Genomic DNA, 21,158 nt, shown 5'->3' with positions numbered 1-21,158 from the left:
GTGTCACGTGAATCACGTTGATGTTGCGCGGGATGCTACTCCGTCCGACCCGGTGTCAACATCGCTTCGGACAGCCTCGCGACCGACGATCTGATGGGCCGTTCGGGCCTTGCACACGCCCTGGACACTCCGAACGGCACCCCCCGGGGTGAGGGCGGGATAAGCGACCGACATAATGTCGGTCGTGGCGACAGCAACGACAGTAGATACCGGGCACGCGCACCCGACGGTCAACCGGCCGAACCTCGTCAGCGTCGGAACCATCATCTGGTTGAGTTCCGAGCTGATGTTCTTCGCGGCCCTCTTCGCGATGTACTTCACCCTGCGATCCGTGACGGGTGCCGAGTACTGGACAGAACAGGCTTCGGCCTTGAATCTGCCCTTCTCGGCGACGAACACAACGATCCTGGTGCTCTCCTCGCTCACCTGCCAGCTCGGCGTTTTCGCCGCCGAGCGCGGTGACGTGAAGAAGCTCCGGACGTGGTTCATCATCACGTTCGTCATGGGTGCGATCTTCATTGGCGGCCAGGTGTTCGAGTACACCGAGCTGGTCAAGCACGAGGGCATGAGCCTCTCGTCCGGTCCGTACGGCTCGGTGTTCTATCTGACCACCGGGTTCCACGGGCTGCACGTGACGGGCGGTCTCATCGCCTTCCTGCTGGTCCTCGGCCGGACGTACGCGGCCAAGAGGTTCACCCACGAACAGGCCACGTCGGCCATCGTCGTGTCCTACTACTGGCACTTCGTCGATGTCGTCTGGATCGGCCTCTTCGCCACGATCTACCTGATCAAGTAGCGAATACGTCACCGGGCTCGGCCCGGCACTCCATCCAGAAACACCGACGCAGAAGATCCTGACACCGGGGTAATCCGTGAAAAAGCTCTCCGCACGACGACGCCATCCGCTGGCGGCGGTCGTCGTTCTACTCTTCGCGCTGGCGGTCACTGGGGGGCTGTACGCCGCCTTCGCGCCCGCGGGCAATGCGCAGGCCGACGAAACCGCCCAGTCCCTCGCCATCGAGGAGGGCAAGAAGCTCTACGCCGTGGGTTGCGCAAGCTGCCACGGAACCGGCGGTCAGGGTTCCTCTGACGGCCCGAGCCTGGTCGGCGTCGGCGCTGCGGCGGTCGACTTCCAGGTGAGCACGGGCCGCATGCCCGCCCAGCAGCCCGGCGCCCAGGTGCCGAAGAAGCCCGTCATCTACACCCAGGCCGAGACGGACCAGCTGGCCGCGTACATCGCCTCCCTCGGCGCCGGCCCGAGCACGCCGACCGAGAAGCAGTACGACCCGGCGGGTGCCGACATCGCCAGGGGTGGTGAGCTGTTCCGCAACAACTGCGCGCAGTGCCACAACTTCACCGGCGAGGGCGGCGCGCTGACGAACGGCAAGTACGCCCCCAACCTCGAGGACGTCTCGCCGAAGCACATCTACGAGGCCATGCTCACCGGCCCGCAGAACATGCCCTCCTTCCCGGACAGCACCATGCCGGAGAAGCAGAAGAAGGACATCATCGCGTACCTCCAGAACGTCAACGGCGAGAAGGCGACCAGCCCCGGCGGCCTCAAGCTCGGTGGCCTCGGCCCCGTCTCCGAGGGTCTGTTCGGCTGGATCTTCGGTCTGGGTACGCTGATCGCTGTCGCCGTCTGGGTCGCGGCCCACACCGCTAAGGCCAAGAAGTCATGAGTAGCCAAGACATTCCCGAAGAGAAGCACCTGCCGAGCGAGCAGGGCGACGCGCACCACGGCGGTGTCGCGGTGGCGGACGACCCGTTCGCCGACCCGGGCCTGCCGGTCCACAAGCCGCGCATCCAGGACATCGACGAGCGGGCCGCGAAGCGCTCCGAGCGCACCGTGGCGATGCTTTTCACCCTGTCGATGCTCGCCACGATCGGCTTCATCGCCTCCTACGTGACCTTCCCGGTCGACAAGATCGTTTTCATCTTCCCCATCGGGAAGGTGAGCGCGCTCAACTTCGCCCTGGGCATGACCCTGGGCACGGCCCTCTTCTGCATCGGCGCGGGCGCGGTCCACTGGGCCCGCACCCTGATGTCCGACGTGGAGGTCGCCGACGAGCGCCACGCGATCGCGGCGCCCGCGGAGGTCAAGGCGAAGGTCCTCCAGGACTTCGCCGACGGTGCGAACGAGTCCGGCATCGGCCGTCGCCCGCTGATCCGCAACACGATGCTCGGCGCGCTGGCCCTGCTGCCGCTGTCCGCCGTCGTGATCCTGCGCGACCTGGGCCCGCTGCCCGAGGTCAAGCTCCGCAAGACGGTCTGGGCGAAGGGCAAGATGCTCATCAACCAGAACACGATGGAGCCGCTGCGTCCCGAGGACGTGCAGGTCGGGTCGCTGACCTTCGCCATGCCGGAAGGCCTGGAGGAGGACCAGCACGACTTCCAGGTCCAGATCGCCAAGGCCGCCCTGATGATCGTCCGCATCCAGCCGGAGAACATCAAGGACAAGAAGGAGCTGGAGTGGTCCCACGACGGGATCGTGGCCTACTCCAAGATCTGCACCCACGTCGGCTGCCCCATCAGCCTGTACGAGCAGCAGACGCACCACGTGCTCTGCCCGTGCCACCAGTCCACCTTCGACCTCTCCGACGGCGCCCGAGTCATCTTCGGCCCGGCTGGTCACGCGCTTCCGCAGCTGCGGATCGGCGTCAATGACGAAGGTTTCCTCGAGGCGCTCGGCGACTTCGAAGAGCCCGTCGGTCCTGCATTCTGGGAGCGCGGATGAGCACTGCCACTGACACCAAGGCACGCAAAGCGCCGGCCGGCGAACGCGTAGCTGACTGGGCGGACGGCCGCCTGGGCATCTACTCGCTCGCGAAGTCGAACATGCGCAAGATCTTCCCGGACCACTGGTCCTTCATGCTCGGTGAGATCTGCCTCTACAGCTTCATCATCATCATCCTCACGGGTGTGTACCTGACGCTGTTCTTCCACCCGAGCATGAACGAGGTCGTGTACCACGGCTCGTACGTGCCGATGCAGGGCGTCACGATGTCCGAGGCCTTCGCCTCGACCCTGGACATCAGCTTCGACGTCCGCGGCGGCCTGCTCATCCGGCAGATCCACCACTGGGCCGCGCTGATCTTCGTCGCGGCCATGCTCGTGCACATGATGCGCGTGTTCTTCACCGGCGCGTTCCGCAAGCCGCGTGAGGTCAACTGGGTCTTCGGCTTCCTGCTGCTGGTCCTCGGCATGTTCACCGGTTTCACCGGTTACTCGCTGCCGGACGACCTGCTCTCGGGCACCGGTGTCCGCTTCATGGAGGGCGCGATCCTGTCCGTGCCGATCGTCGGCACGTACCTGTCGTTCTTCCTCTTCGGCGGAGAGTTCCCCGGCGGCGACTTCGTCGCGCGGTTCTACTCGATCCACATCCTGCTGCTGCCCGGCATCATGATGGGCCTGCTGGTGGCCCACCTGATCCTGGTCTTCTACCACAAGCACACCCAGTTCGCGGGTCCCGGCAAGACGAACAACAACGTCGTCGGCATGCCGCTGCTGCCGGTCTACATGGCCAAGGCCGGAGGCTTCTTCTTCCTGGTCTTCGGTGTCATCGCGGCCGTCGCGGCGATCGCCTCGATCAACCCGATCTGGGCGCTGGGCCCGTACCGTCCGGACCACGTGTCCACCGGTGCGCAGCCCGACTGGTACATGGGCTTCTCCGAGGGCCTCATCCGTGCCATGCCCGGCTGGGAGATCAACCTCTGGGGCCACACGCTCGTCCTGGGCGTGTTCGTCCCGCTGGTGATCTTCCCGCTGATCCTGGCGGCGATCGCGGTGTACCCGTTCATCGAGTCCTGGGTCACCGGGGACAAGCGCGAGCACCACATCCTGGACCGCCCGCGCAACGTCCCGACCCGTACGGGCTTCGGTGTGGCATGGCTGACGTGGTACGTCATCCTGCTGATCGCCGGTGGAAACGACATGTTCGCGCAGTACTTCCACCTGTCGATCAACGCGATCACCTGGTTCGCCCGCATCGCGTTCTTCGTCGGCCCGGTCGTCGCGTTCATCATCACCAAGCGGATCTGCCTCGGCCTCCAGCGCCGGGACCGGGACAAGGTGCTGCACGGTCGCGAGACCGGCATCATCAAGCGCCTGCCGCACGGTGAGTTCGTCGAGGTCCACGAGCCGCTGTCGCAGGGCAAGCTGCACTCCCTCACCGCGCACGAGCAGTACGCGCCGGTCGAGATCGGCCCGACGGTCGACGAGAACGGTGTCGAGCGCAAGGTGAAGATGACCGAGAAGCTGCGCGCCAAGCTCAGCAAGGGCTACTACGGGGAAGACAACTTCATCCCGAAGGCCACGGTCGAGGAGTACAAGGAGATCCAGAGCGGCCACGGCCACCACTGATCCCCCGCACCATCGCATGAGGGACTGACTCCGGTCGGTCCTGGTGTCGCCACGGTGAGAGCCCCGTCCAGTGTCCGGACGGGGCTCTCTGCCGTCCCGGGGGCTGGATAGGCTTGCCCCCTTCCCCTTTCCACGTGGACCCTCAGGAGCGGACCATGAACGTTGTGACCCCGGCAGGCGGCGACAGCGTGGCGGCCCGCGGCTGGCCGGGCCTCCTCGACGCCCTGCTGACCGGCCACGACCTCGGCGCGGACGACACGGCGTGGGCCATGGACCGGATCATGCGCGGGGAGGCCACCGACGCCCAGATCGCGGGCTTCGTGGTCGCGCTCCGCGCCAAGGGCGAGACCGTCGAGGAGATCAGCGGCCTCGTCGGGAGCATGTACGAACACGCCAACCTGATCGAGGTGCCGGGCCGGACGGTGGACATCGTCGGCACCGGCGGCGACGGGGCCAAGACGGTGAACATCTCCACGATGTCGGCGATCGTCGTGGCCGGCACGGGCGCCAAGGTGGTCAAGCACGGAAACCGGGCCGCGTCCTCCGCGAGCGGGTCCTCGGACGTCCTGGAGAAGCTCGGCGTCAACCTGGACCTGACCCCCGCCCGGGTGGTGGAGGTCGCGGCGGAGGCGGGCATCACCTTCTGCTTCGCCGTGAAGTTCCACCCGGCGCTGCGGCACGTGGCCGCCGCCCGCAAGGAGCTGGGCATCCGGACCCTGTTCAACTTCCTCGGCCCGCTCACCAACCCGGCGCGGGTACGGGCCCAGGCGACCGGGGTGGCCGACCCCCGGGTCGCGCCCATCGTGGCGGGCGTGCTCGCCGAGCGGGGCTCCTCCGCGCTGGTCTTCCGCGGCGACGACGGCCTCGACGAGCTGACGACCACCGCCACCTCCCGGGTGTGGTGGGTGCGCGACGGCGGGGTGGAGGAGCGGCCGTTCGACCCGCGCGACGTGGGCATCGGCCTGGTCGACGTCGCGGCGCTGCGGGGCGCGGACGCCTCGTACAACGCGGACGTCGCCCGCCGGCTGCTGGCCGGGGAGACGGGCGCCGTGCGCGACGCGGTGCTGCTGAACTCGGCGGCGGCGCTGGTGGCGCTGGACCCGGGCACCGCCTCGCTGGAGGAGCAGATCGCCGCCGGGATCGCCCGTGCGGCCGAGTCCATCGACTCGGGTGCGGCGCGGGCCGCGCTGGAGCGCTGGGTGGCGGCGAGCAACGCCTAGCGGCGCGCAGGCCGGGTCGGCCGCGGCGGAGCGGTACGAGAACGGCGTGAAAGAGCAGGCCCCGGTCCACGATGCGGACCGGGGTCTTGCGCGTGGGAGATCTTGTGGCAGGATGCTGAACAGGTCACGAGTGACAGCGTTTAGGCCCCGGCTTGCTGTCCGGCAACCCTCCTTCCGTGGCGGGGTGCCCCGGGTGATGACCAGGTCGTAGGCAGCAAGGCCTACGGCAAGCGCGGATCCCTCGACACCAGGGGTCCTGGTCTTTCGAGGAGCTTTTTCCGTGAGCAAGCGAATGCGATAGGGCGACTCCGCCCCTTCTTCACCCCTCGGAACAGGGTCACTTCCGTGTACCCCCGTTCATTCCGAGGCACTTCCCGTACCCGGACGGCCGCTGAGCCGTACCCGCGTGCGGGCACACCGAAGCCATTCACCTCTGCCCCGCCGGGAGATTCCGCCATGTCCGCATCCCTGAACACCGCCTGCGCCACCACCGCGACCACCGCCGCTGCCGCCCCGCCGCTCGCAGCCCAGCCGCTGGCCGCCGCGCCGCTGGCCGTCCTCGGCCGTGACGTCACCGTCCCGCTCGTCACCGGCGGCGAGGTCAGCTACGCCGCCCTCGACTACGCGGCCAGCGCCCCCGCGCTCCAGCGGGTCTGGGACGACGTGGCCGCGTACGCCCCGTACTACGGCAGCGTGCACCGGGGCGCGGGCTACCTCTCCCAGCTGTCCACGGACCTCTTCGAGCAGAGCCGGGTCACCGTCGCCGAGTTCCTCGACTGCCGCCCCGGCGACCAGGTGGTGTTCACCCGCTCCACCACCGACTCGCTGAACCTGCTCGCCTCCGTCCTGCCGGCCGACTGCCAGGTCTTCGTCTTCGAGACCGAGCACCACGCCTCGCTGCTGCCGTGGACGAACGCCCGGGTCACCTACCTCAACGCGCCGCGCACCCCGGCCGAGGCCGTCGCCACGCTGGAGCGGGCGCTCGCCGGCCGCGACCCCCACGGTCCGGCGCTGGTCTGTGTGACCGGCGCGTCCAACGTCACCGGTGAGTTGTGGCCGGTCAAGGAGCTCGCCGCCGCCGCGCACGCCCACGGCGCCCGGATCGTGCTCGACGCCGCCCAGCTGGCCCCGCACCACCCCGTCTCGGTGCGGGAGCTGGACGTGGACTGGGTCGCCTTCTCGGGGCACAAGCTGTACGCGCCGTTCGGCTCGGGCGTGCTGGCCGGCCGGGCGGACTGGCTCCAGGAGGCCGAGCCCTACCTCGCGGGCGGCGGCGCCTCGCGGAAGGTGGCCCGGCGCGAGGACGGCGGCGTGGAGGTCGAGTGGCACACCACGGCCGCCCGCCACGAGGCCGGCTCCCCGAACGTCATCGGCGTCTACTCCATCGCCTCCGCCTGCCGCGCGCTGACCGAGGCCGGGTTCGAGAGCCTCGTCGAGCGGGAGCGCCACCTGATCGCGAAGGTCCGCGAGGGCCTGGCGGAGGTTCCGGCGGTCCGCGTGCTGTCCCTCTTCGGGGACGACGCGCCGCGCGTCGGCGTCATCTCGTTCGTGGTGGACGGCTGGAACAGCTCCCACTTCGCCGCCGCGCTGTCCGCGGAGTACGGGATCGGCGTCCGGGACGGCCTGTTCTGCGCCCACCCACTGGTGCGCACCCTGCTCGGCAGCGAGCCGCAGGCCCAGGGCGAGTGCGGGGCCCCCGAGGCCGCTCCGGGCGAGCGCTCCCTGAACGCCATCCGCGTCAGCTTCGGGGCCGGCACCCCCGACGAGCACGTCGAGCGCTTCGTCCGCGCGGTGGGGGAGCTCGTCGCGGACGGCGCCAAGTGGCAGTACCGCACCGAAGAGGGCCGCTGCGTGCCGGCCGTCTGACCCCGCGTCCGGCGGGAGGCTACGCGTCGAGGCCGATGGCGAAGGCCGCTTCCAGGTCGTGCTGGGAGTACGTACGGAACGCCACGTGGGTGTCCGTGGCCTCGACGCCCGGGATCTTGCTGATGCGGCCGGGGATGATGTCCGCGAGGTTCTCGTGGCGGGCCACGCGGACCAGGGCGATCAGGTCGTACGTGCCGGTGACGGAGTAGACCTCGCTGACGCTGTCCAGCGCGGCGATGGACTCGGCGATCTCGGGGATGCGGTCCACGCTGGTCTTGATGAGCACGATCGCGGTGATCACGGTTGGCTGTCTCCCTCGCTGGCCGTCGCTGGTCGCCTCACTCTAGTCGTACGCCGGTATCGCACCCACGCGTAGAGGAAGCCCAGCGAGAAGCCCACCAGGTGGGCGAGGTAGGCCACCCCGGGGCCGCTCTCCGCGCGGTGCGCCGCCAGCCACTGGAGGGCGAACCAGAACAGCAGTACGAGCCACGCCGGGAAGCGGAGGGGGAGGAAGAGCAGGAAGGGGAACAGGCTCGTCACCCGCGCCCGCGGGAACAGGCACAGGAACGCCCCCAGCACCGCCGAGATCGCCCCGGACGCCCCGACGAGGGTCTGGTCCGAGGAGGCGTTGGCCGCCGCGTACGCCGCGAGGGCGAGGTAGCCCGTACAGATGGTGAAGCAGAGGAACTCCGGTCGGCCCATCCGCTCCTCCGTCATCGCGCCGAAGACGTAGAGGAACAGCATGTTCCCGAGCAGGTGCAGCCAGCTGCCGTGGACGAACAGCGCGGTCAGCGGGGTCAGCAGGGCTCGCGGCGATCCCTCGAAGAGCTCCTGCGGGACCACGCCCCACTGCCGGAAGTAGGCCGTCCCCGTCTCCAGCAGCCGGTCACCCGTCCCGTACGACGGGTTCAGGCCCGAGGCCGGTCCGATCAGGAACACCACGCAGCAGCCCGCGATGAGGGCGTGGGTGATCACCGGGCCCCGCGCGGCCTCGCGGACGGCCCGCCACCTTACGATCATGCGACCGAGCATGACGCAACCGGCCCCACCCGGAGCGGTGGCAGGCCGTAGGGTTACGAGCTGCGTGCGCGGACACCTGAGCGGACGAGCCGGGCGACGGCTTTAATTGAATGAGCTACGAAGGAGAGAGCGGCCTGATGACGGTTCCCCTGCCGACCGACACCACCCGGTGGCGCTGCACCCTGTGCGGCAACCTCACGCGGTTCGATGTCACCCGTTCGTCGAAGGTCGTCGAGTACGTTCACCTCGACCTGGCCGGGGAGCCCAAGGTCGAGGAGCGCGAGGTGGTCAATGAGACCATCGAGTCGGTGCGCTGCCGCTGGTGCAACGCGGTGGACCAGATCGAGCTCGTCGACAGGCCGGGCGCGGACTCCTGAAGGAGCCGGGCCCACAGTAGATCACGCTAGGGGTGACGGATCGTGGAGCCAGAAAGCGGCGCTGAGCCGGCCGACGCGGCCGGCGACCGCGCCGACGCGCTCGACCGCCCGCTGCCCGAAGGCGTGCGGCGCCGGGTCATCGCGCTCGTCTCGGACGCCTTCGGCGCGCTGACGGTCGCGGACCTCCCGGCGCAGCTGCGCCAGTACGCCCGCTTCACCCCGACCCGGCGCGCCAAGTTCGCCGGCAACGCGATGGCGGCGGCCGTGGAGAGCGACGCCGTCTTCCGGGGCCGGGTCGCCGAGAAGCTCCGCGAGGCGCAGGCCGAGCTGGCCACCGCGCTGGAGTCCGGCGCTCCGCCCGCCGCCGCCGATCCGCTGGACGTGGCGGCCGCGGCGTACGTGCTGCGGCCGGCCGGCTGGGTCAAGCTGGTGGCCGCCGCGGGCGAGGAGGCCCAGCGGGCCGACGCCGAGCGGGCCGACGAGGAGAGCCGGCGCGAACTGGACCGGCTCCGCGAGGAGCTGGCCCACGTACGGGAACTGCAGCGCACCGGCGGTGAGCAGGTGCGCGGCGAGCTGGAGGCCGCCCGCAAGGAAGCGGAATCGCTTCAGCGTAAATTGCGCAGCGCCCTCAGTGACGTCAAGCGGGGCGAGGCCGCGCTGCGCAAGGTCACGGCCGAGATCGACGGCTTCCGCGCGGAGGCCGCCGCGCAGGTGGCTTCGGCCGAGAGCGAGAGCCGGCGGCTCAAGTCCCGGCTGGCGGAGGTGGAGACGGCGCTGGAGACCTCCCGCCGGGCCACCCGCGAGGGGCGCAGCATCGAGGACATGCGGCTGCGGCTGCTGCTGGACACCGTGCTCGACGCGGCCGCCGGGCTGCGCCGCGAGCTGGCGCTGCCGCCGGTGTCGACGCGGCCCGCGGACACGGTGGACGCGGTGGAGCCGGGCCGGATGACCCCGAAGGACATCGCGGCGCGTGCCCTGTCGGAGACCGATCCGGCGCTGCTGGACCAGCTGTTGGCGCTGCCCCAGGCCCATCTGGTGGTCGACGGCTACAACGTGACGAAGACGGGCTATCCGACGATGCCGCTGGAGAAGCAGCGGCTGCGGCTGCTGGGCGGGCTGTCGATGCTGGCCGCGCAGACGGGCGCGGAGATGACCTGTGTCTTCGACGGGGCGGAACTGGCGGCCCCGGTGCTGCTCGCGCCGCCGCGCGGGGTGCGGGTGCTGTTCTCCAAGGCCGGGGTCACGGCGGACGAGCTGATCCGCCAGCTGGTGCGCGCCGAGCCGGCGGGCCGGCCGGTGGTGGTGGTCTCCACGGACCGCGAGGTCGCCGACGGGGTGGCGAAGGCCGGGGCCCGGCCGGTGACGTCCGCTTTGTTGCTGAAGCGGCTTTCGCGCGTTTCATAACTGCTGGGCTCAATGCCGGAATTGGCCACACCTGTGGGGGACGTACCGTCAAGTGCCTTGCACAGAGCGTGCTGTATAGGTAAAGAAGCTGGTCGGGGACCGAGTTTTTGCTCACCAGGATTTGAACTGATCACAGCCTGGTCACTAGGGTCTGGTCAAACCTTCGTACGGTAGGTCACTCATTCGGGGTGTCGGCGGAGGTGCTGCCGAGCGCGCCCGGTTCCGCGCGCCGTTCGGTGGCCAGAGGAAGAAGGAGCTCGCCTTCGTGGCGTCCCACCGTCGACCCAAGCAGCCGAACCGCGCCCGCGTGACCGTCCTCACCGCCACGGCGGCAGCGGCGGTCGTCCTCTCCGCCCAGGGCGCCAGCGCCGCCCCGGCGAAGCCGAGCAAGGACGAGGTCAAGGCCCAGGTCGACGCGCTCTACGAAGAGGCGGAGCAGGCCACCGAGAAGTTCAACGGGGCCAAGGAGCGCCAGGAGAAGCTCGAAAAGGAGATCGGGCAGCTCCAGGACCAGGTCGCCCGCGGCCAGGACGAGCTCAACGAGCTGCGCAACACGCTCGGTTCGATGGCGAGCGCCCAGTACCGCAGCGGCGGCGTCGACCAGTCCATCGCCCTCTTCCTCTCCGCGGACCCGGACGACTACCTCGACAAGGCCTCCACGCTCGACCAGTTGAGCGACAAGCAGGTCGAATCGGTCACGAAGATCCAGGCCAAGCAGCGCAGCCTCGCGCAGCAGCGCCAGGAGGCCTCCGGCAAGCTCGCCGACCTCGACGCCACCCGCAAGGAGCTCGGCGAGAAGAAGAAGGCCTCGGCGGACAAGCTCGCGGAGGCCCAGGCCCTCCTCAACACCCTGACGGCGCAGGAGCGCGCGCAGCTCAAGGACGACGAGGCCAAGTCCAGCCGCGCCAGCCGCAGCGAGGGCGAACGCACCCCCGACCTCGGCGACGTGAAGCCCTCCGGCCGCGCGGGCGCCGCGCTCGCCGCCGCCAAGACCAAGCTGGGCAGCGCGTACATCTCCGGCTACGAGGGCCCCACCGCCTTCGACTGCTCCGGCCTGACCCAGTGGGCGTACAAGCAGGCCGGCGTCAACATCAGCCGCACCACCTTCACCCAGGTGAACGACGGCACGCGCATCGGCCGCAGCCAGCTCCAGCCGGGTGACCTGGTGTTCTTCTACGGAGACCTGCACCACGTCGGCCTGTACGCGGGCAACAACATGACGCTGCACGCCTCGAACCCGCGCGGCGGCGTCAAGTACGAGTCGATCGACAACATGCCGTTCCAGTTCGGCGTCCGCATCGGCTGACCGCCGCATCGGCCGACCCTCCGCACGGAACGAGCGCCGGGGGCACGCCGTACACCGCCCATCCGGGCGAATTCCGAGGCCCCGCCCTGACCACACGCCCCGCCGGTGACCTGCGTCTCCGGCGGGGCGTCGTCGTGCGTGCCCCGCGGCGGTCGTTGGCCGGTGCGTGACCGCGCCGCTACTGTCTGCCAGCGCGGAGACCCGGCACACGGCCGTCCACGGAGGGCGGACCCGGGCCGCGCACAGCGGAAGGGAGCGGTTTCACGTGTCGTCCCATCGCCGGCCCGGCCCCAGCGGCCTCACCGGCCTCGACCGGAACACGAAGCTCACCGCCTTCACCGCAGCGGCGGCCACCGCCGCGGCCTGCGCCGCCGTCGCCATGGCCGGCGCGTCCGCCAGCGCGGCCCCCGGTCTCCCGCACGACCCCCCGGCGGGCGCCCACGCCCAGGTCGACCGGCTCTTCGAAGAGGCCGAACAGGCCACCGAACGCTTCAACCGGGCGGGGGAGCGGGCCGACAGGCTCCGCGCCGAGATCAGCCGGGCCCAGGACGCGGTGGCCCGCGGCCAGGACCGCATCAACACCATGCGGGGCCTCCTCGGCCACTTCGCGGGGGCCCAGTACCGCTCAGGCGGCATCGACCCCGCCGTCGAGCTGATGCTGTCGGAGAACCCCGACGACTACCTGGAAGGGGCCGCCGCCCTGGAGCGGCTGACGGGCAGCCAGGCCCGCCGGCTCGACGCCCTGCGCGAGGAGCAGCGCCGGCTCGGCCTGCAACGCCACGAGGCCTCCCGCAAACTCGCCGAACTGGAGACCCTGCGCACCGAGGCGGCCCGCGACAAGCGCGCCATCACGGCGAAGCTCGCCGCCGCCCGCCGGCTCCTGAGCGCCATGCCCGCTCCGGAACGCGCCGACTTCGAGCGCTCCTCGCGTTCCGACGGCCGCTCCGAGGCGCTGCCCGACCTGCCCGCCTTCGGCCCCTCCTCCGGGCGCGCCGCGGCCGCCGTGATGGCCGCCCGGTCCGCGGTCGGCCGCCCGTACGTATGGGGCGCCACCGGCCCGTCCGGCTTCGACTGCTCCGGGCTGATGGTGTGGTCCTACCGGCACGCCGGCGTCGCCCTGCCGCGCACCTCGCAGGCCCAGCGGCACGCCGGCCGGCGGGTCCCGCTCTCGCAGGCGCGCCCGGGCGACCTGGTCACGTACCGCTCGGACGCCAGTCACGTCGCCATGTACGTGGGCAACGGCCAGGTCGTGCACGCCCCGTACCCCGGGGCCCGGGTGCGGTACGACCCGGTCGGCATGATGCCGGTCTCCGCGGTGACGCGGCCCTAGGCTCCGGCGCCGCGGGCCCGGCGCCGCGGGCCTGCGTACGATCGGCGGATGTCCCTCGCCCGCCGTGCCGTGCTCCGCGCCCTGCCGCTGCCGCTGCTGTGGGCGCCGCTCGCCGCCTGCGGGGCGCCCGCCGGTACGGGCGACGCGGCGGAGGGCGAGATCCGCGGGGCGGTGGCCCGGTGGTCCGCGGCGCCGCCCGCCGGGCTCGCCGGGATCCCGCTGGAGGACTGGGCGTACGAGGTCACCTCGGTCCGGCGGGAGGGCGTACGGGCCTTCGCGCGGGCGGAGCTGCGCTACCGGCTCGCCGGATACGACACGGCCCCGTCGGGGTCGGCGCGCGAGGTGGAGCTGGTCCGGGACGGCACGGCCTGGCGGGTCACCGGTGACCGGCCCGCGCCGGGCGCGCTCCCGCAGCCGTGGGACCAGGGGCCGGTGGCCGCGGCCCGGGGGGCGCACTCCCTGGTGCTCGGGGCCGGCGGGCAGGAGCGGAACCTGGCCGGGATCGCGGCCGGGGCCGACCGCGCGGTGGCGGCCGTCACCGCCGCCTGGCCGCAGCGGTGGGCCGGGCGGGTGGTCGTACTGGTCCCGGACACGCTGGACGCCATGGCGGCGCTGCTCGGCCACCCGGCCTCCGACTACCGGGGCCTGGGCGCCGTCACCACGGGCCGGGTGGGCGCCGGACCCGCCCCGGCCGACCGGGTCGTCGTCAACCCCGAGGGGTACGCGGAGCTCTCCGAGGAGGGCCGGCGGATCGTCCTGACCCACGAGACCACGCACGTCGCGACCCGCGCCGCGACCTCGCCGCGGACCCCGCTGTGGCTCTCCGAGGGCTTCGCGGACTGGGCGGCGTACCGGGGGACGGGGCGGACGGCGGCCGAGGCCGCGCCCGAGCTGGCCCGGGCGGTCCGGCGCGGCGAGCTCCCGGGCGCGCTGCCCGCCGACGAGGCGTTCGGCTTCGGCGGGGATCCGGAGGCGCTGGCGCGCGCGTACGGGGGCGCCTGGCTGGCCTGCCGGCTGATCGCGGACCGGTGGGGCGAGGCGGCGCTGGTCCGCCTCTACCAAAGGGCCGGCCGCGAGCCCCTGGCCACGGCCCTGCCCGAAACCCTCGCCCTCGACCCCGCCGGCCTCACCCGCGCCTGGCAGACGTACCTGACGCAGGAGCTGAAGCCTTGAAGGGTTCGAGGCCCCTTTCGACTCATCGGTAGCCTGCGTCACCATGACGCGTCTTTGGATCTTGCCGGTACTGCTGGTGCTCTGCGGCTCTGCCTTCGCGACCGGGCTGGTCTTCGCGGGCAGCTCCGGCACGGCCACGACCGTCCTGGTGGCGTTCCTGGCGCTGGCCGGTGTGAACTCGCCCCTGATCTTCCCGAGGTCGACCGGCGCGCGGGAGGCACAACGCAGCAGCGCGGTCGACGGCCGGCCGGTCGTCTTCTGGCGGCCGGGCTGCACGTACTGCATACGCCTGCGCATCCGGCTCGGCCGCAGCGCCGGGCGGCTGCACTGGGTCAACATCTGGCGCGACCCGGCAGGAGCCGCAGCGGTGCGGGCGGCCAACGGCGGCAACGAGACCGTGCCGACCGTCGTCGTGGCGGGCCGGCCACACACCAATCCCGATCCCGAGTGGGTGCGCGCGCAGCTCCCCCCTTCCGCGTGACGGAAACCGTGCCCCGGCGGCGGGTTCGGTCGGCGCGCGGCTTGTGCGACACGCCCTGGCGGCCCGCGGCGGGGGTTCGGGTACTTTGGCTGGCGATGCACAAGACGCTGATCGTGACCAACGACTTCCCGCCGCGACCCGGTGGCATCCAGGCCTTCCTCCACAACATGGCGCTGAGGCTGGATCCCGACCGGATCGTCGTCTACGCCTCCACCTGGAAGCACGGTGAGGAGGGCCGCGCGGCGACCGCCGCCTTCGATGCCGAGCAGCCGTTCCAGGTCGTCCGCGACCGTACGACGATGCTGCTGCCGACCCCGCGGGTGACCCGGCGGGCGGTCGGCCTGCTGCGCGAACACGGCTGCGAGTCGGTGTGGTTCGGGGCGGCCGCGCCGCTCGGGCTGATGGGTCCGGCGCTGCGCCGCGCGGGCGCGCGCCGGCTGGTCGCGACCACGCACGGGCACGAGGCGGGCTGGGCCCAGCTCCCGGCCGCGCGGCAGCTGCTGCGGCGGATCGGTGAGGGCACGGACACGCTGACGTACCTGGGCGAGTACACCCGCTCGCGGATCGCCTCGGCGGTGACCGACCGGGCGGCCGCGCGGATGACGCAGCTTCCGCCGGGGGTGGACGAGAAGACCTTCCACCCGGGCTCCGGCGGCGACGAGGTCCGGGCCCGGCTGGGACTGGCCGACCGCCCGGTCGTGGTGTGCGTCTCGCGCCTGGTGCCCCGCAAGGGCCAGGACACCCTGATCGAGGCCATGCCCCGGATCCTCGCGAAGGTCCCGGACGCGGTGCTGCTCATCGTCGGCGGCGGCCCCTACGAGGCGGACCTGCGGGCCCTGGCCGAGTCCACCGGAGTCGCCCGGTCCGTGGTGTTCACGGGGGCGGTCCCGTGGGCGGAGCTCCCCGCCCACTACGGCGCGGGGGACGTCTTCGCGATGCCGTGCCGGACCCGGCGCGGCGGTCTGGACGTCGAGGGGCTCGGCATCGTCTACCTGGAGGCCTCGGCGACGGGCCTGCCGGTGGTCGCGGGCGACTCCGGCGGGGCGCCCGACGCGGTGCTCGACGGCGAGACGGGCTGGGTGGTGCGGGGCGGCTCCGCCGAGGACTCGGCCGACCGGATCGTCGCCCTCCTCCAGGACCCGGAGCTGCGCCGCCGGATGGGCGAGCGGGGCCGGGAGTGGGTCGAGGAGAAGTGGCGCTGGGACCTCCTGGCCGAGCGGCTGCGCGAGCTGCTCTGACCCGGGCGGCCCCGGGGCCGCCACGCCTGACTGTCCCTCAGATGTCTGTCACTACCGCGTATGGGCGGACGGCGCGAATCCGCTCATGATGCGGCCATGACATCCAACCTGACGCGCCGTCAAATGCTGGGGCTCGGCGCGCTCTCGACCGCCGCGGCCCTCGGCTTCACCCGGATCGGCGCCGCCTCCGCCGCGGCCCTCGAACCCCCCGCCGCCTCGTACGCACCCGCCATCGTCGTCGGCTCCGGGTACGGCTCCGCCGTCGCCGCCCTGCGCCTGGGGCAGGCGGGCGTCCGTACCGTCGTCCTCGAAATGGGCCGGCTCTGGGACACCCCCGGAGCCGACGGGAAGGTCTTCCCCTCCACCTCCGCGCCCGACCAGCGCTCCATGTGGTTCCGCAACCGCACCGAGGCCCCGCTCGCCCAGTTCCTCTGGCTCGACGTCGTCAACCGCGACATCAGCCCCTACCCGGGCGTCCTGGACCGGGTGAACTACGGCGACATGTCCGTCTACGTCGGCCGCGGGGTCGGCGGCGGCTCCCTCGTCAACGGCGGCATGTCGCCGACGCCCCGCCGCTCCTACTTCTCCGAGGTGCTGCCCCGGGTCGACGCCGACGAGATGTACGGCACCTACTACCCGCGCGCCCGCGCCATGCTCGGCGTGGGCGACATCGACCCGGCCTGGTTCGAGTCCACGGAGTGGTACCGCTTCGCCCGGATCTCCCGCAAGCACGCCCAGAACACCGGCCTGAAGACCGTCTTCGTCCCCAACGTCTACGACTTCGAGTACATGAAGCGCGAGGCGGCCGGCACCGCCACCCGCTCCGCACTCGCCGGCGAGGTCATCTACGGCAACAACCACGGCAAGAAGAGCGTCGACAAGACCTACCTCGCGGCCGCGATCGGCACCGGCAACGTCACCATCGAGACCATGCAGCGGGTGGTCGCGGTCCGGCAGGACCCCGCCGGGGGGTACGTGCTGACCGTGCGGACCAGCGATGTCACCGGACGGGTCACCCAGGTCCGCGAACTCGGCTGCCGCCAGCTCTTCCTGGGCGCCGGCAGCCTCGGCACCACCGAGATCCTGCTCCGCGCCCGGGAGACCGGCACGCTGCCCGCCCTCAGCGAGAAGGTCGGGCTCGGCTGGGGCCCCAACGGCAACGTCATGACCGCCCGCGCCAACCACCTGTGGGACACCGTCGGCTCGAACCAGGCCACCATGCCCGCACTGGGCATCGACGACTGGGACAACGCCGCCAACCCGGTGTTCGCCGAGATCGCCCCGCTGCCCATGGGGTTCGAGCACTGGATCTCGATGTACCTGGCCATCACGAAGAACCCGGAGCGCGGCCACTTCACGTACGACGCCGCGAGCGACTCGGCGCGGCTCCGGTGGCGCCGCGACCAGAACACCCCGGCCGTGCGGGCCGCCAAGAACCTCTTCGACCGCATCAACCGGGCCAACTTCACCATCTACCGGTACGACCTGTTCGGCGGCAACAAGAACTTCGCCGACGACTTCACGTACCACCCGCTCGGCGGCTGCGTCCTCGGCGAGGCCACCGACGACTTCGGCCGCGCCAAGGGCTACCAGGGGCTGTACGTGGTCGACGGCTCCCTGGTGCCCGGCTCGCTCGGCGTGAACCCGTTCGTCACGATCACGGCCCTCGCCGAGCGGAACATGGCGCGGATCCTGGCCCAGGACCCGCACTGACCGAGGTCACCGAAGCCATCGAGGCCCCCGGTCAGCCGCGGTAGAGCGCCTCGATCTCGTCCGCGAAGTCCTTCGCCACCACATTCCGCTTGAGCTTCAGCGACGGCGTGATGTGGCCCGACTCCTCCGTGAACTGGGAGGGCAGAATGCGGAATTTCCGCACCGATTCCGCCTTGGAAACCGCCGCGTTGCCGTCGTCCACGGCCTTCTGGACGGCGGCGATGAGGTCCGCGTCCTCCCGCAGTTCCGCCGCCGTGACACCGGCCGGCTTGCCGTTCTCCGCCGCCCAGCGGCCGAGGAACTCCTCGTCGATCGTGACCAGCGCGGCCACGAACGGCCTCGCGTCGCCGACCACCATGCACTCCGCGACCAGCGCGTGCGCCCGGATCCGGTCCTCGATCACCGCGGGGGCCACGTTCTTGCCGCCCGCCGTGACGATGAGCTCCTTCTTGCGCCCGGTGATCGTGAGGTAGCCGTCCTCGTCGAGCGTGCCGACGTCGCCGGTGTGGAACCAGCCGTCGGCCAGCGCCTCCGCGGTCGCCGTCTCGTTCTTCCAGTACCCCGTGAAGATCTGCTCGCCGTGCAGCAGCACCTCGCCGTCGTCCGCGATGCGCACCACGGAACCCGGCATGGGCTGGCCGACCGTACCGATCTTCTGCTTGTCCCACGGGTTGAAGGTGGTCGCGGCGCAGGACTCCGTCAGGCCGTAGCCCTCCAGCACCGTGAAGCCGATGCCGCGGAAGAAGTGACCCAGCCGCTCGCCCAGCGGGGCGCCGCCGGAGATCGCGTACTCGCCGCGGCCGCCGAGGACCGCGTGCAGCTTGCTGTAGACCAGCTTCGTGAAGATCTTGTGCTTCAGCTTCAGGCCGAAGGACGGGCCGCGCGGGGTGTCCAGCGCGCGGCTGTAGGCGATGGCCGTGTCGGCCGCCGCGTCGAAGATCTTCCCCTTGCCGTCGGCCTGCGCCTTGGCGCGCGCCGAGTTGTAGACCTTCTCGAAGACCCGGGGGACGCCGAGGATCAGCGTGGGCCGGAAGGACTGCAGCTCCTCGGTGAGGTTCTTGATGTCCGGTACGCAGCCCAGCCGGATCGGCGCCAGTACGGCGGCCACCTCGACGAGCCGTCCGAAGACGTGCGCGGCCGGCAGGAACAGCAGCACCGAGCACTCGCCGGTCTTGAACAGCGGGCTCAGGCGCTCCACCGCGTTGCCGCACTCCGCGAAGAAGTTGCGGTGGGTCAGCACACAGCCCTTGGGGCGGCCGGTGGTGCCCGAGGTGTAGACGATGGTGGCCGGGTCGTCGGCGTTGGCCAGGTCGCTGCGCTCGTCGACCTCGGCGTCGGTGACGACCGCGCCGGCGGCCTTCAGCGTCTCCAGCCCGCCCCGGTCGATCTCCCAGACCTCGCGCAGATCCGGCAGCCGGTCGCGCAGGGAGGCCACGGCCTCGTGGTGCGCGGGGCTCTCGACGATCACGGCGACCGCGCCGGAGTCGCCGAGGATCCACTGGATCTGCTCGGGGGAGCTGGTCTCGTACACCGGGACGGTGACGCCGCCGGCGCTCCAGATCGCGAAGTCGAAGAGCACCCACTCGTAGCGGGTACGGGAAATCAGCGCGACCCGGTCACCGGGCCGGACACCGGCCGCGATCAGGCCCTTGGCGGCCGCGCGGACCTCGGCGAGGAACTCTCTCGCGGTCACGTCCTGCCACTTGCCGTCGGCCTTGCGGCTCATCACGGCGGTGTCTGGATGCTGAGCGGCGTTGCGGCGGATGAGATCCGTCAGGTTCCCGTCCGACGGGACCTCGTACAGGGCCGGAAGGCTGAACTCGCGCAAGACTGCTGCTCCTCTGGGCGCCATCGCCACGTGTGGACCGACCGGACGTTACCCACCGGTAGTGGGTTCCGGATAGAGGGAACCGGCCATTGTTCCGTGCGTCACACCGACGCGGCCGTGCCGTACCGACCCTAGTCGACCCCGTTTGGGACTTGGAAGTAACCGCAGGTCCGGATGGCTGTCCGACCCGCACTACCCCGACTCCCCAGGCGCCCCTAGGGTGGCGGGCATGGGTGGCAGCAAAACCGGCCGGGCCGGTACGCGGGTTCACGTCGTCAGCGACGTCCACGGCAACACGGAGGCGCTCGCGCGGGCCGGAGAAGGCGCCGACGCGCTGATCTGCCTCGGTGACCTCGTCCTCTTCCTCGACTACGCCGACCACTCGCGCGGCATCTTCCCCGACCTGTTCGGCGTCGAGAACGCCGACCGGATCGTGGCGCTGCGGACGGCGCGCAGGTTCGCGGAGGCCAGGGACTTCGGGCGGGCCCTGTGGGACGGGCTCGACCGGGAGCAGCTCATCGAGGGCGCGGTACGGCGGCAGTACGCGCAGATGTTCGCCGCCCTGCCCACCCCGACGTACGCCACCTACGGCAACGTCGACATCCCCGGGCTGTGGCAGGAGTACGCCGGACCCGGCACCACCGTCCTCGACGGGCAGCGGGTGGAGATCGGCGGCCGCGTCTTCGGCTTCGTCGGCGGCGGGCTGCCCTCGCCGATGCGGACCCCGTACGAGGTGTCCGAGGAGGAGTACGCGGCCAAGGTGGAGGCGCTGGGGGAGGTGGACGTGCTGTGCTCGCACATCCCGCCGGAGGTCCCGGAGCTCTGCTACGACACGGTGGCGCGGCGGTTCGAGCGGGGCAGCGAGGCGCTGCTGGCGGCGATCCGGCGGACCCGGCCGCGCTACGCGCTGTTCGGGCACGTGCACCAGCCGCTGGCGCGACGGATGCGGATCGGGGGGACGGAGTGCGTGAACGTCGGCCACTTCGCGGCGACGGGGCGGCCGTGGGCGCTGGAGTGGTGACCGGTTCCGGCCGTGACCGGCGGTATCCGACGCGGTCGTGGGGTCCGCTGGAGTGGCGGGGTCCACACGCGCGGTAGCCTTCACGCGGCGGCCGGGGGCCGCCCGCACACTTCCTCGAACTCTCCACGGAGGAGCGCCCGCGATGGCGGAACACACCAAATCGAGCATCACGATCGACGCGGCGCCGGCCGACGTCATGGCCGTGATCGCCGACTTCGCCCGCTACCCCGAGTGGACCGGCGAGGTGAAGGAGGCCGAGGTGCTGGGCACCGACGCCGAAGGCCGGGCGTCGAAGGTCCGCCTGCTGCTCGACGCGGGCGCGATCAAGGACGACCACACCCTGGCGTACAGCTGGGCGGGTACGGACGAGGTCAGCTGGACCCTGGACAAGTCCCAGATGCTGCGGCAGCTGGACGGCTCGTACAGGCTCGCCCCGCTGGAGGGCGGCAAGCGCACCGAGGTCACCTACCAGCTGACGGTGGACGTCAAGATCCCGATGCTGGGGATGATCAAGCGCAAGGCGGAGAAGGTCATCATCGACCGCGCCCTGGCGGGCCTGAAGAAGCGCGTGGAAGCCACCGCCTGACCGGCCCCCGCCCCTGGCGCGGGAGGAGTGGCCCGGCGGAGCCGGCCTCCGGCCCGTGCGGCGTTGGAGGTCGGCGTCCGCGTGGAGTCGGTTCTCCGGCCCGGTCGGGTTCGGGGTCCGGTGGGGCCCGTGCCCTCCAGCCTGTCCGGCGTTTGAGGGCCGGGTCCGGGTAGGGGCCCGGTCGGCGCCGGGCCGGGTCAGCACACATCGCCCGGGCGGAGCCCAGAGGCGGT

Annotated in this window: 19 protein-coding genes and 1 riboswitch; of the genes, 16 read left to right on the top strand and 3 right to left on the bottom strand. The window is 71.4% G+C overall.

Annotated elements, in window-relative coordinates; translation table 11 throughout:
* Nucleotides 1-175 precede the first annotated feature (175 nt).
* The 6 genes from ctaE to IE248_RS17900 all read left to right on the top strand — a co-directional run bounded on the left by ctaE (nucleotide 176) and on the right by IE248_RS17900 (nucleotide 7,448).
* Nucleotides 176-796, top strand: a complete 621-nt coding sequence (gene ctaE, locus IE248_RS17925) for an aa3-type cytochrome oxidase subunit III (protein ID WP_008738823.1) — start codon at nucleotides 176-178, stop codon at nucleotides 794-796.
* Between the two features lie 76 nt (nucleotides 797-872).
* A complete protein-coding gene (qcrC, locus tag IE248_RS17920) occupies nucleotides 873-1,682 on the top strand; it encodes a cytochrome bc1 complex diheme cytochrome c subunit (RefSeq protein ID WP_008738822.1) in 810 nt (269 codons plus the stop codon).
* Nucleotides 1,679-2,737 (top strand): cytochrome bc1 complex Rieske iron-sulfur subunit, encoded by a 1,059-nt coding sequence (qcrA, locus tag IE248_RS17915; RefSeq protein WP_008738820.1) that lies wholly within the window; start codon nucleotides 1,679-1,681, stop codon nucleotides 2,735-2,737. Before qcrC ends, qcrA begins: the two co-directional genes overlap by 4 nt.
* Nucleotides 2,734-4,362, top strand: a complete 1,629-nt coding sequence (gene qcrB / locus IE248_RS17910; protein WP_037791543.1) for a cytochrome bc1 complex cytochrome b subunit — start codon at nucleotides 2,734-2,736, stop codon at nucleotides 4,360-4,362. The genes qcrA and qcrB overlap by 4 nt, the downstream gene beginning before the upstream one ends.
* 155 nt (nucleotides 4,363-4,517) lie before the next feature.
* A complete protein-coding gene (gene trpD, locus IE248_RS17905) occupies nucleotides 4,518-5,582 on the top strand; it encodes an anthranilate phosphoribosyltransferase (RefSeq protein ID WP_008738818.1) in 1,065 nt (354 codons plus the stop codon).
* Between the two features lie 122 nt (nucleotides 5,583-5,704).
* Nucleotides 5,705-5,821, top strand: a riboswitch (SAM riboswitch).
* Nucleotides 5,822-6,038: 217 nt separating this feature from the next.
* Nucleotides 6,039-7,448, top strand: a complete 1,410-nt coding sequence (locus IE248_RS17900; protein ID WP_229895372.1) for an aminotransferase class V-fold PLP-dependent enzyme — start codon at nucleotides 6,039-6,041, stop codon at nucleotides 7,446-7,448.
* Nucleotides 7,449-7,467: 19 nt separating this feature from the next.
* Here the strand turns inward: IE248_RS17900 and IE248_RS17895 are convergent, their stop codons facing one another.
* Nucleotides 7,468-7,749, bottom strand: coding sequence for an Lrp/AsnC family transcriptional regulator (locus IE248_RS17895; protein ID WP_008738815.1), 282 nt, complete (start codon nucleotides 7,747-7,749; stop codon nucleotides 7,468-7,470).
* A complete protein-coding gene (locus IE248_RS17890) occupies nucleotides 7,746-8,468 on the bottom strand; it encodes a rhomboid family intramembrane serine protease (protein WP_037791588.1) in 723 nt (240 codons plus the stop codon). The genes IE248_RS17895 and IE248_RS17890 overlap by 4 nt, the downstream gene beginning before the upstream one ends.
* Nucleotides 8,469-8,605: 137 nt before the next feature.
* On the opposite strand from IE248_RS17890, the gene IE248_RS17885 reads away from it, so the two are divergent.
* The 8 genes from IE248_RS17885 (at nucleotide 8,606) to IE248_RS17850 (ending at nucleotide 17,490) form a co-directional block, all read left to right on the top strand.
* Nucleotides 8,606-8,845, top strand: coding sequence for a hypothetical protein (locus IE248_RS17885; protein ID WP_008738811.1), 240 nt, complete (start codon nucleotides 8,606-8,608; stop codon nucleotides 8,843-8,845).
* Between the two features lie 39 nt (nucleotides 8,846-8,884).
* Nucleotides 8,885-10,249: an NYN domain-containing protein gene (locus IE248_RS17880; protein WP_037791540.1), complete on the top strand. Its 1,365-nt coding sequence runs from the start codon at nucleotides 8,885-8,887 to the stop codon at nucleotides 10,247-10,249.
* A gap of 265 nt (nucleotides 10,250-10,514) precedes the next feature.
* On the top strand, nucleotides 10,515-11,555 hold the full coding sequence (locus IE248_RS17875) for a C40 family peptidase (RefSeq protein WP_008738808.1): 1,041 nt from the start codon (nucleotides 10,515-10,517) through the stop codon (nucleotides 11,553-11,555).
* Between the two features lie 265 nt (nucleotides 11,556-11,820).
* Complete coding sequence (locus IE248_RS17870) at nucleotides 11,821-12,885, top strand: C40 family peptidase (protein WP_190031140.1); 1,065 nt, start codon at nucleotides 11,821-11,823, stop codon at nucleotides 12,883-12,885.
* Between the two features lie 48 nt (nucleotides 12,886-12,933).
* A complete protein-coding gene (locus IE248_RS17865) occupies nucleotides 12,934-14,058 on the top strand; it encodes a hypothetical protein (RefSeq protein ID WP_190031139.1) in 1,125 nt (374 codons plus the stop codon).
* 43 nt (nucleotides 14,059-14,101) lie between these two features.
* Nucleotides 14,102-14,539 carry a glutaredoxin domain-containing protein gene (locus IE248_RS17860; RefSeq protein ID WP_190031138.1) on the top strand — a complete coding sequence of 146 codons (438 nt, stop codon included), beginning with the start codon at nucleotides 14,102-14,104 and terminating at the stop codon, nucleotides 14,537-14,539.
* Between the two features lie 95 nt (nucleotides 14,540-14,634).
* A complete protein-coding gene (locus IE248_RS17855) occupies nucleotides 14,635-15,777 on the top strand; it encodes a glycosyltransferase family 4 protein (RefSeq protein WP_037791538.1) in 1,143 nt (380 codons plus the stop codon).
* Nucleotides 15,778-15,873: 96 nt separating this feature from the next.
* On the top strand, nucleotides 15,874-17,490 hold the full coding sequence (locus IE248_RS17850; RefSeq protein WP_229895371.1) for a GMC oxidoreductase: 1,617 nt from the start codon (nucleotides 15,874-15,876) through the stop codon (nucleotides 17,488-17,490).
* 31 nt (nucleotides 17,491-17,521) lie between these two features.
* Here the strand turns inward: IE248_RS17850 and IE248_RS17845 are convergent, their stop codons facing one another.
* Entirely contained in the window at nucleotides 17,522-19,318 is a 1,797-nt protein-coding gene (locus IE248_RS17845) for an AMP-dependent synthetase/ligase (RefSeq protein ID WP_073798982.1), read from the bottom strand.
* A gap of 229 nt (nucleotides 19,319-19,547) precedes the next feature.
* Here IE248_RS17845 and IE248_RS17840 point away from each other — a divergent pair, with 229 nt between their 5' ends.
* Together IE248_RS17840 and IE248_RS17835 are read left to right on the top strand one after the other, a co-directional pair.
* Entirely contained in the window at nucleotides 19,548-20,339 is a 792-nt protein-coding gene (locus IE248_RS17840) for a metallophosphoesterase family protein (RefSeq protein WP_073798981.1), read from the top strand.
* Between the two features lie 142 nt (nucleotides 20,340-20,481).
* Nucleotides 20,482-20,925 (top strand): SRPBCC family protein, encoded by a 444-nt coding sequence (locus tag IE248_RS17835; RefSeq protein WP_008738785.1) that lies wholly within the window; start codon nucleotides 20,482-20,484, stop codon nucleotides 20,923-20,925.
* Nucleotides 20,926-21,158: the final 233 nt, after the last annotated feature.

This window comes from Streptomyces goshikiensis (assembly GCF_014650555.1).
In the GTDB taxonomy this organism is placed as follows: domain Bacteria; phylum Actinomycetota; class Actinomycetes; order Streptomycetales; family Streptomycetaceae; genus Streptomyces; species Streptomyces goshikiensis.
This window is presented reverse-complemented; position numbering and strand designations above follow the sequence as displayed.

Excerpts from the sequence above, each read along its gene's own strand:
- ctaE (WP_008738823.1), top strand. The coding sequence starts at position 176 with ATGTCGGTCGTGGCGACAGCAACGACAGTAGATACCGGGCACGCGCAC.
- qcrA (WP_008738820.1), top strand. The coding sequence starts at position 1,679 with ATGAGTAGCCAAGACATTCCCGAAGAGAAGCACCTGCCGAGCGAGCAG.
- qcrB (WP_037791543.1), top strand. The coding sequence starts at position 2,734 with ATGAGCACTGCCACTGACACCAAGGCACGCAAAGCGCCGGCCGGCGAA.
- trpD (WP_008738818.1), top strand. The coding sequence starts at position 4,518 with ATGAACGTTGTGACCCCGGCAGGCGGCGACAGCGTGGCGGCCCGCGGC.
- IE248_RS17900 (WP_229895372.1), top strand. The coding sequence starts at position 6,039 with ATGTCCGCATCCCTGAACACCGCCTGCGCCACCACCGCGACCACCGCC.
- IE248_RS17890 (WP_037791588.1), bottom strand. The coding sequence starts at position 8,468 with ATGATCGTAAGGTGGCGGGCCGTCCGCGAGGCCGCGCGGGGCCCGGTG.
- IE248_RS17885 (WP_008738811.1), top strand. The coding sequence starts at position 8,606 with ATGACGGTTCCCCTGCCGACCGACACCACCCGGTGGCGCTGCACCCTG.
- IE248_RS17865 (WP_190031139.1), top strand. The coding sequence starts at position 12,934 with ATGTCCCTCGCCCGCCGTGCCGTGCTCCGCGCCCTGCCGCTGCCGCTG.
- IE248_RS17860 (WP_190031138.1), top strand. The coding sequence starts at position 14,102 with ATGACGCGTCTTTGGATCTTGCCGGTACTGCTGGTGCTCTGCGGCTCT.
- IE248_RS17855 (WP_037791538.1), top strand. The coding sequence starts at position 14,635 with ATGCACAAGACGCTGATCGTGACCAACGACTTCCCGCCGCGACCCGGT.
- IE248_RS17850 (WP_229895371.1), top strand. The coding sequence starts at position 15,874 with ATGACATCCAACCTGACGCGCCGTCAAATGCTGGGGCTCGGCGCGCTC.
- IE248_RS17840 (WP_073798981.1), top strand. The coding sequence starts at position 19,548 with ATGGGTGGCAGCAAAACCGGCCGGGCCGGTACGCGGGTTCACGTCGTC.
- IE248_RS17835 (WP_008738785.1), top strand. The coding sequence starts at position 20,482 with ATGGCGGAACACACCAAATCGAGCATCACGATCGACGCGGCGCCGGCC.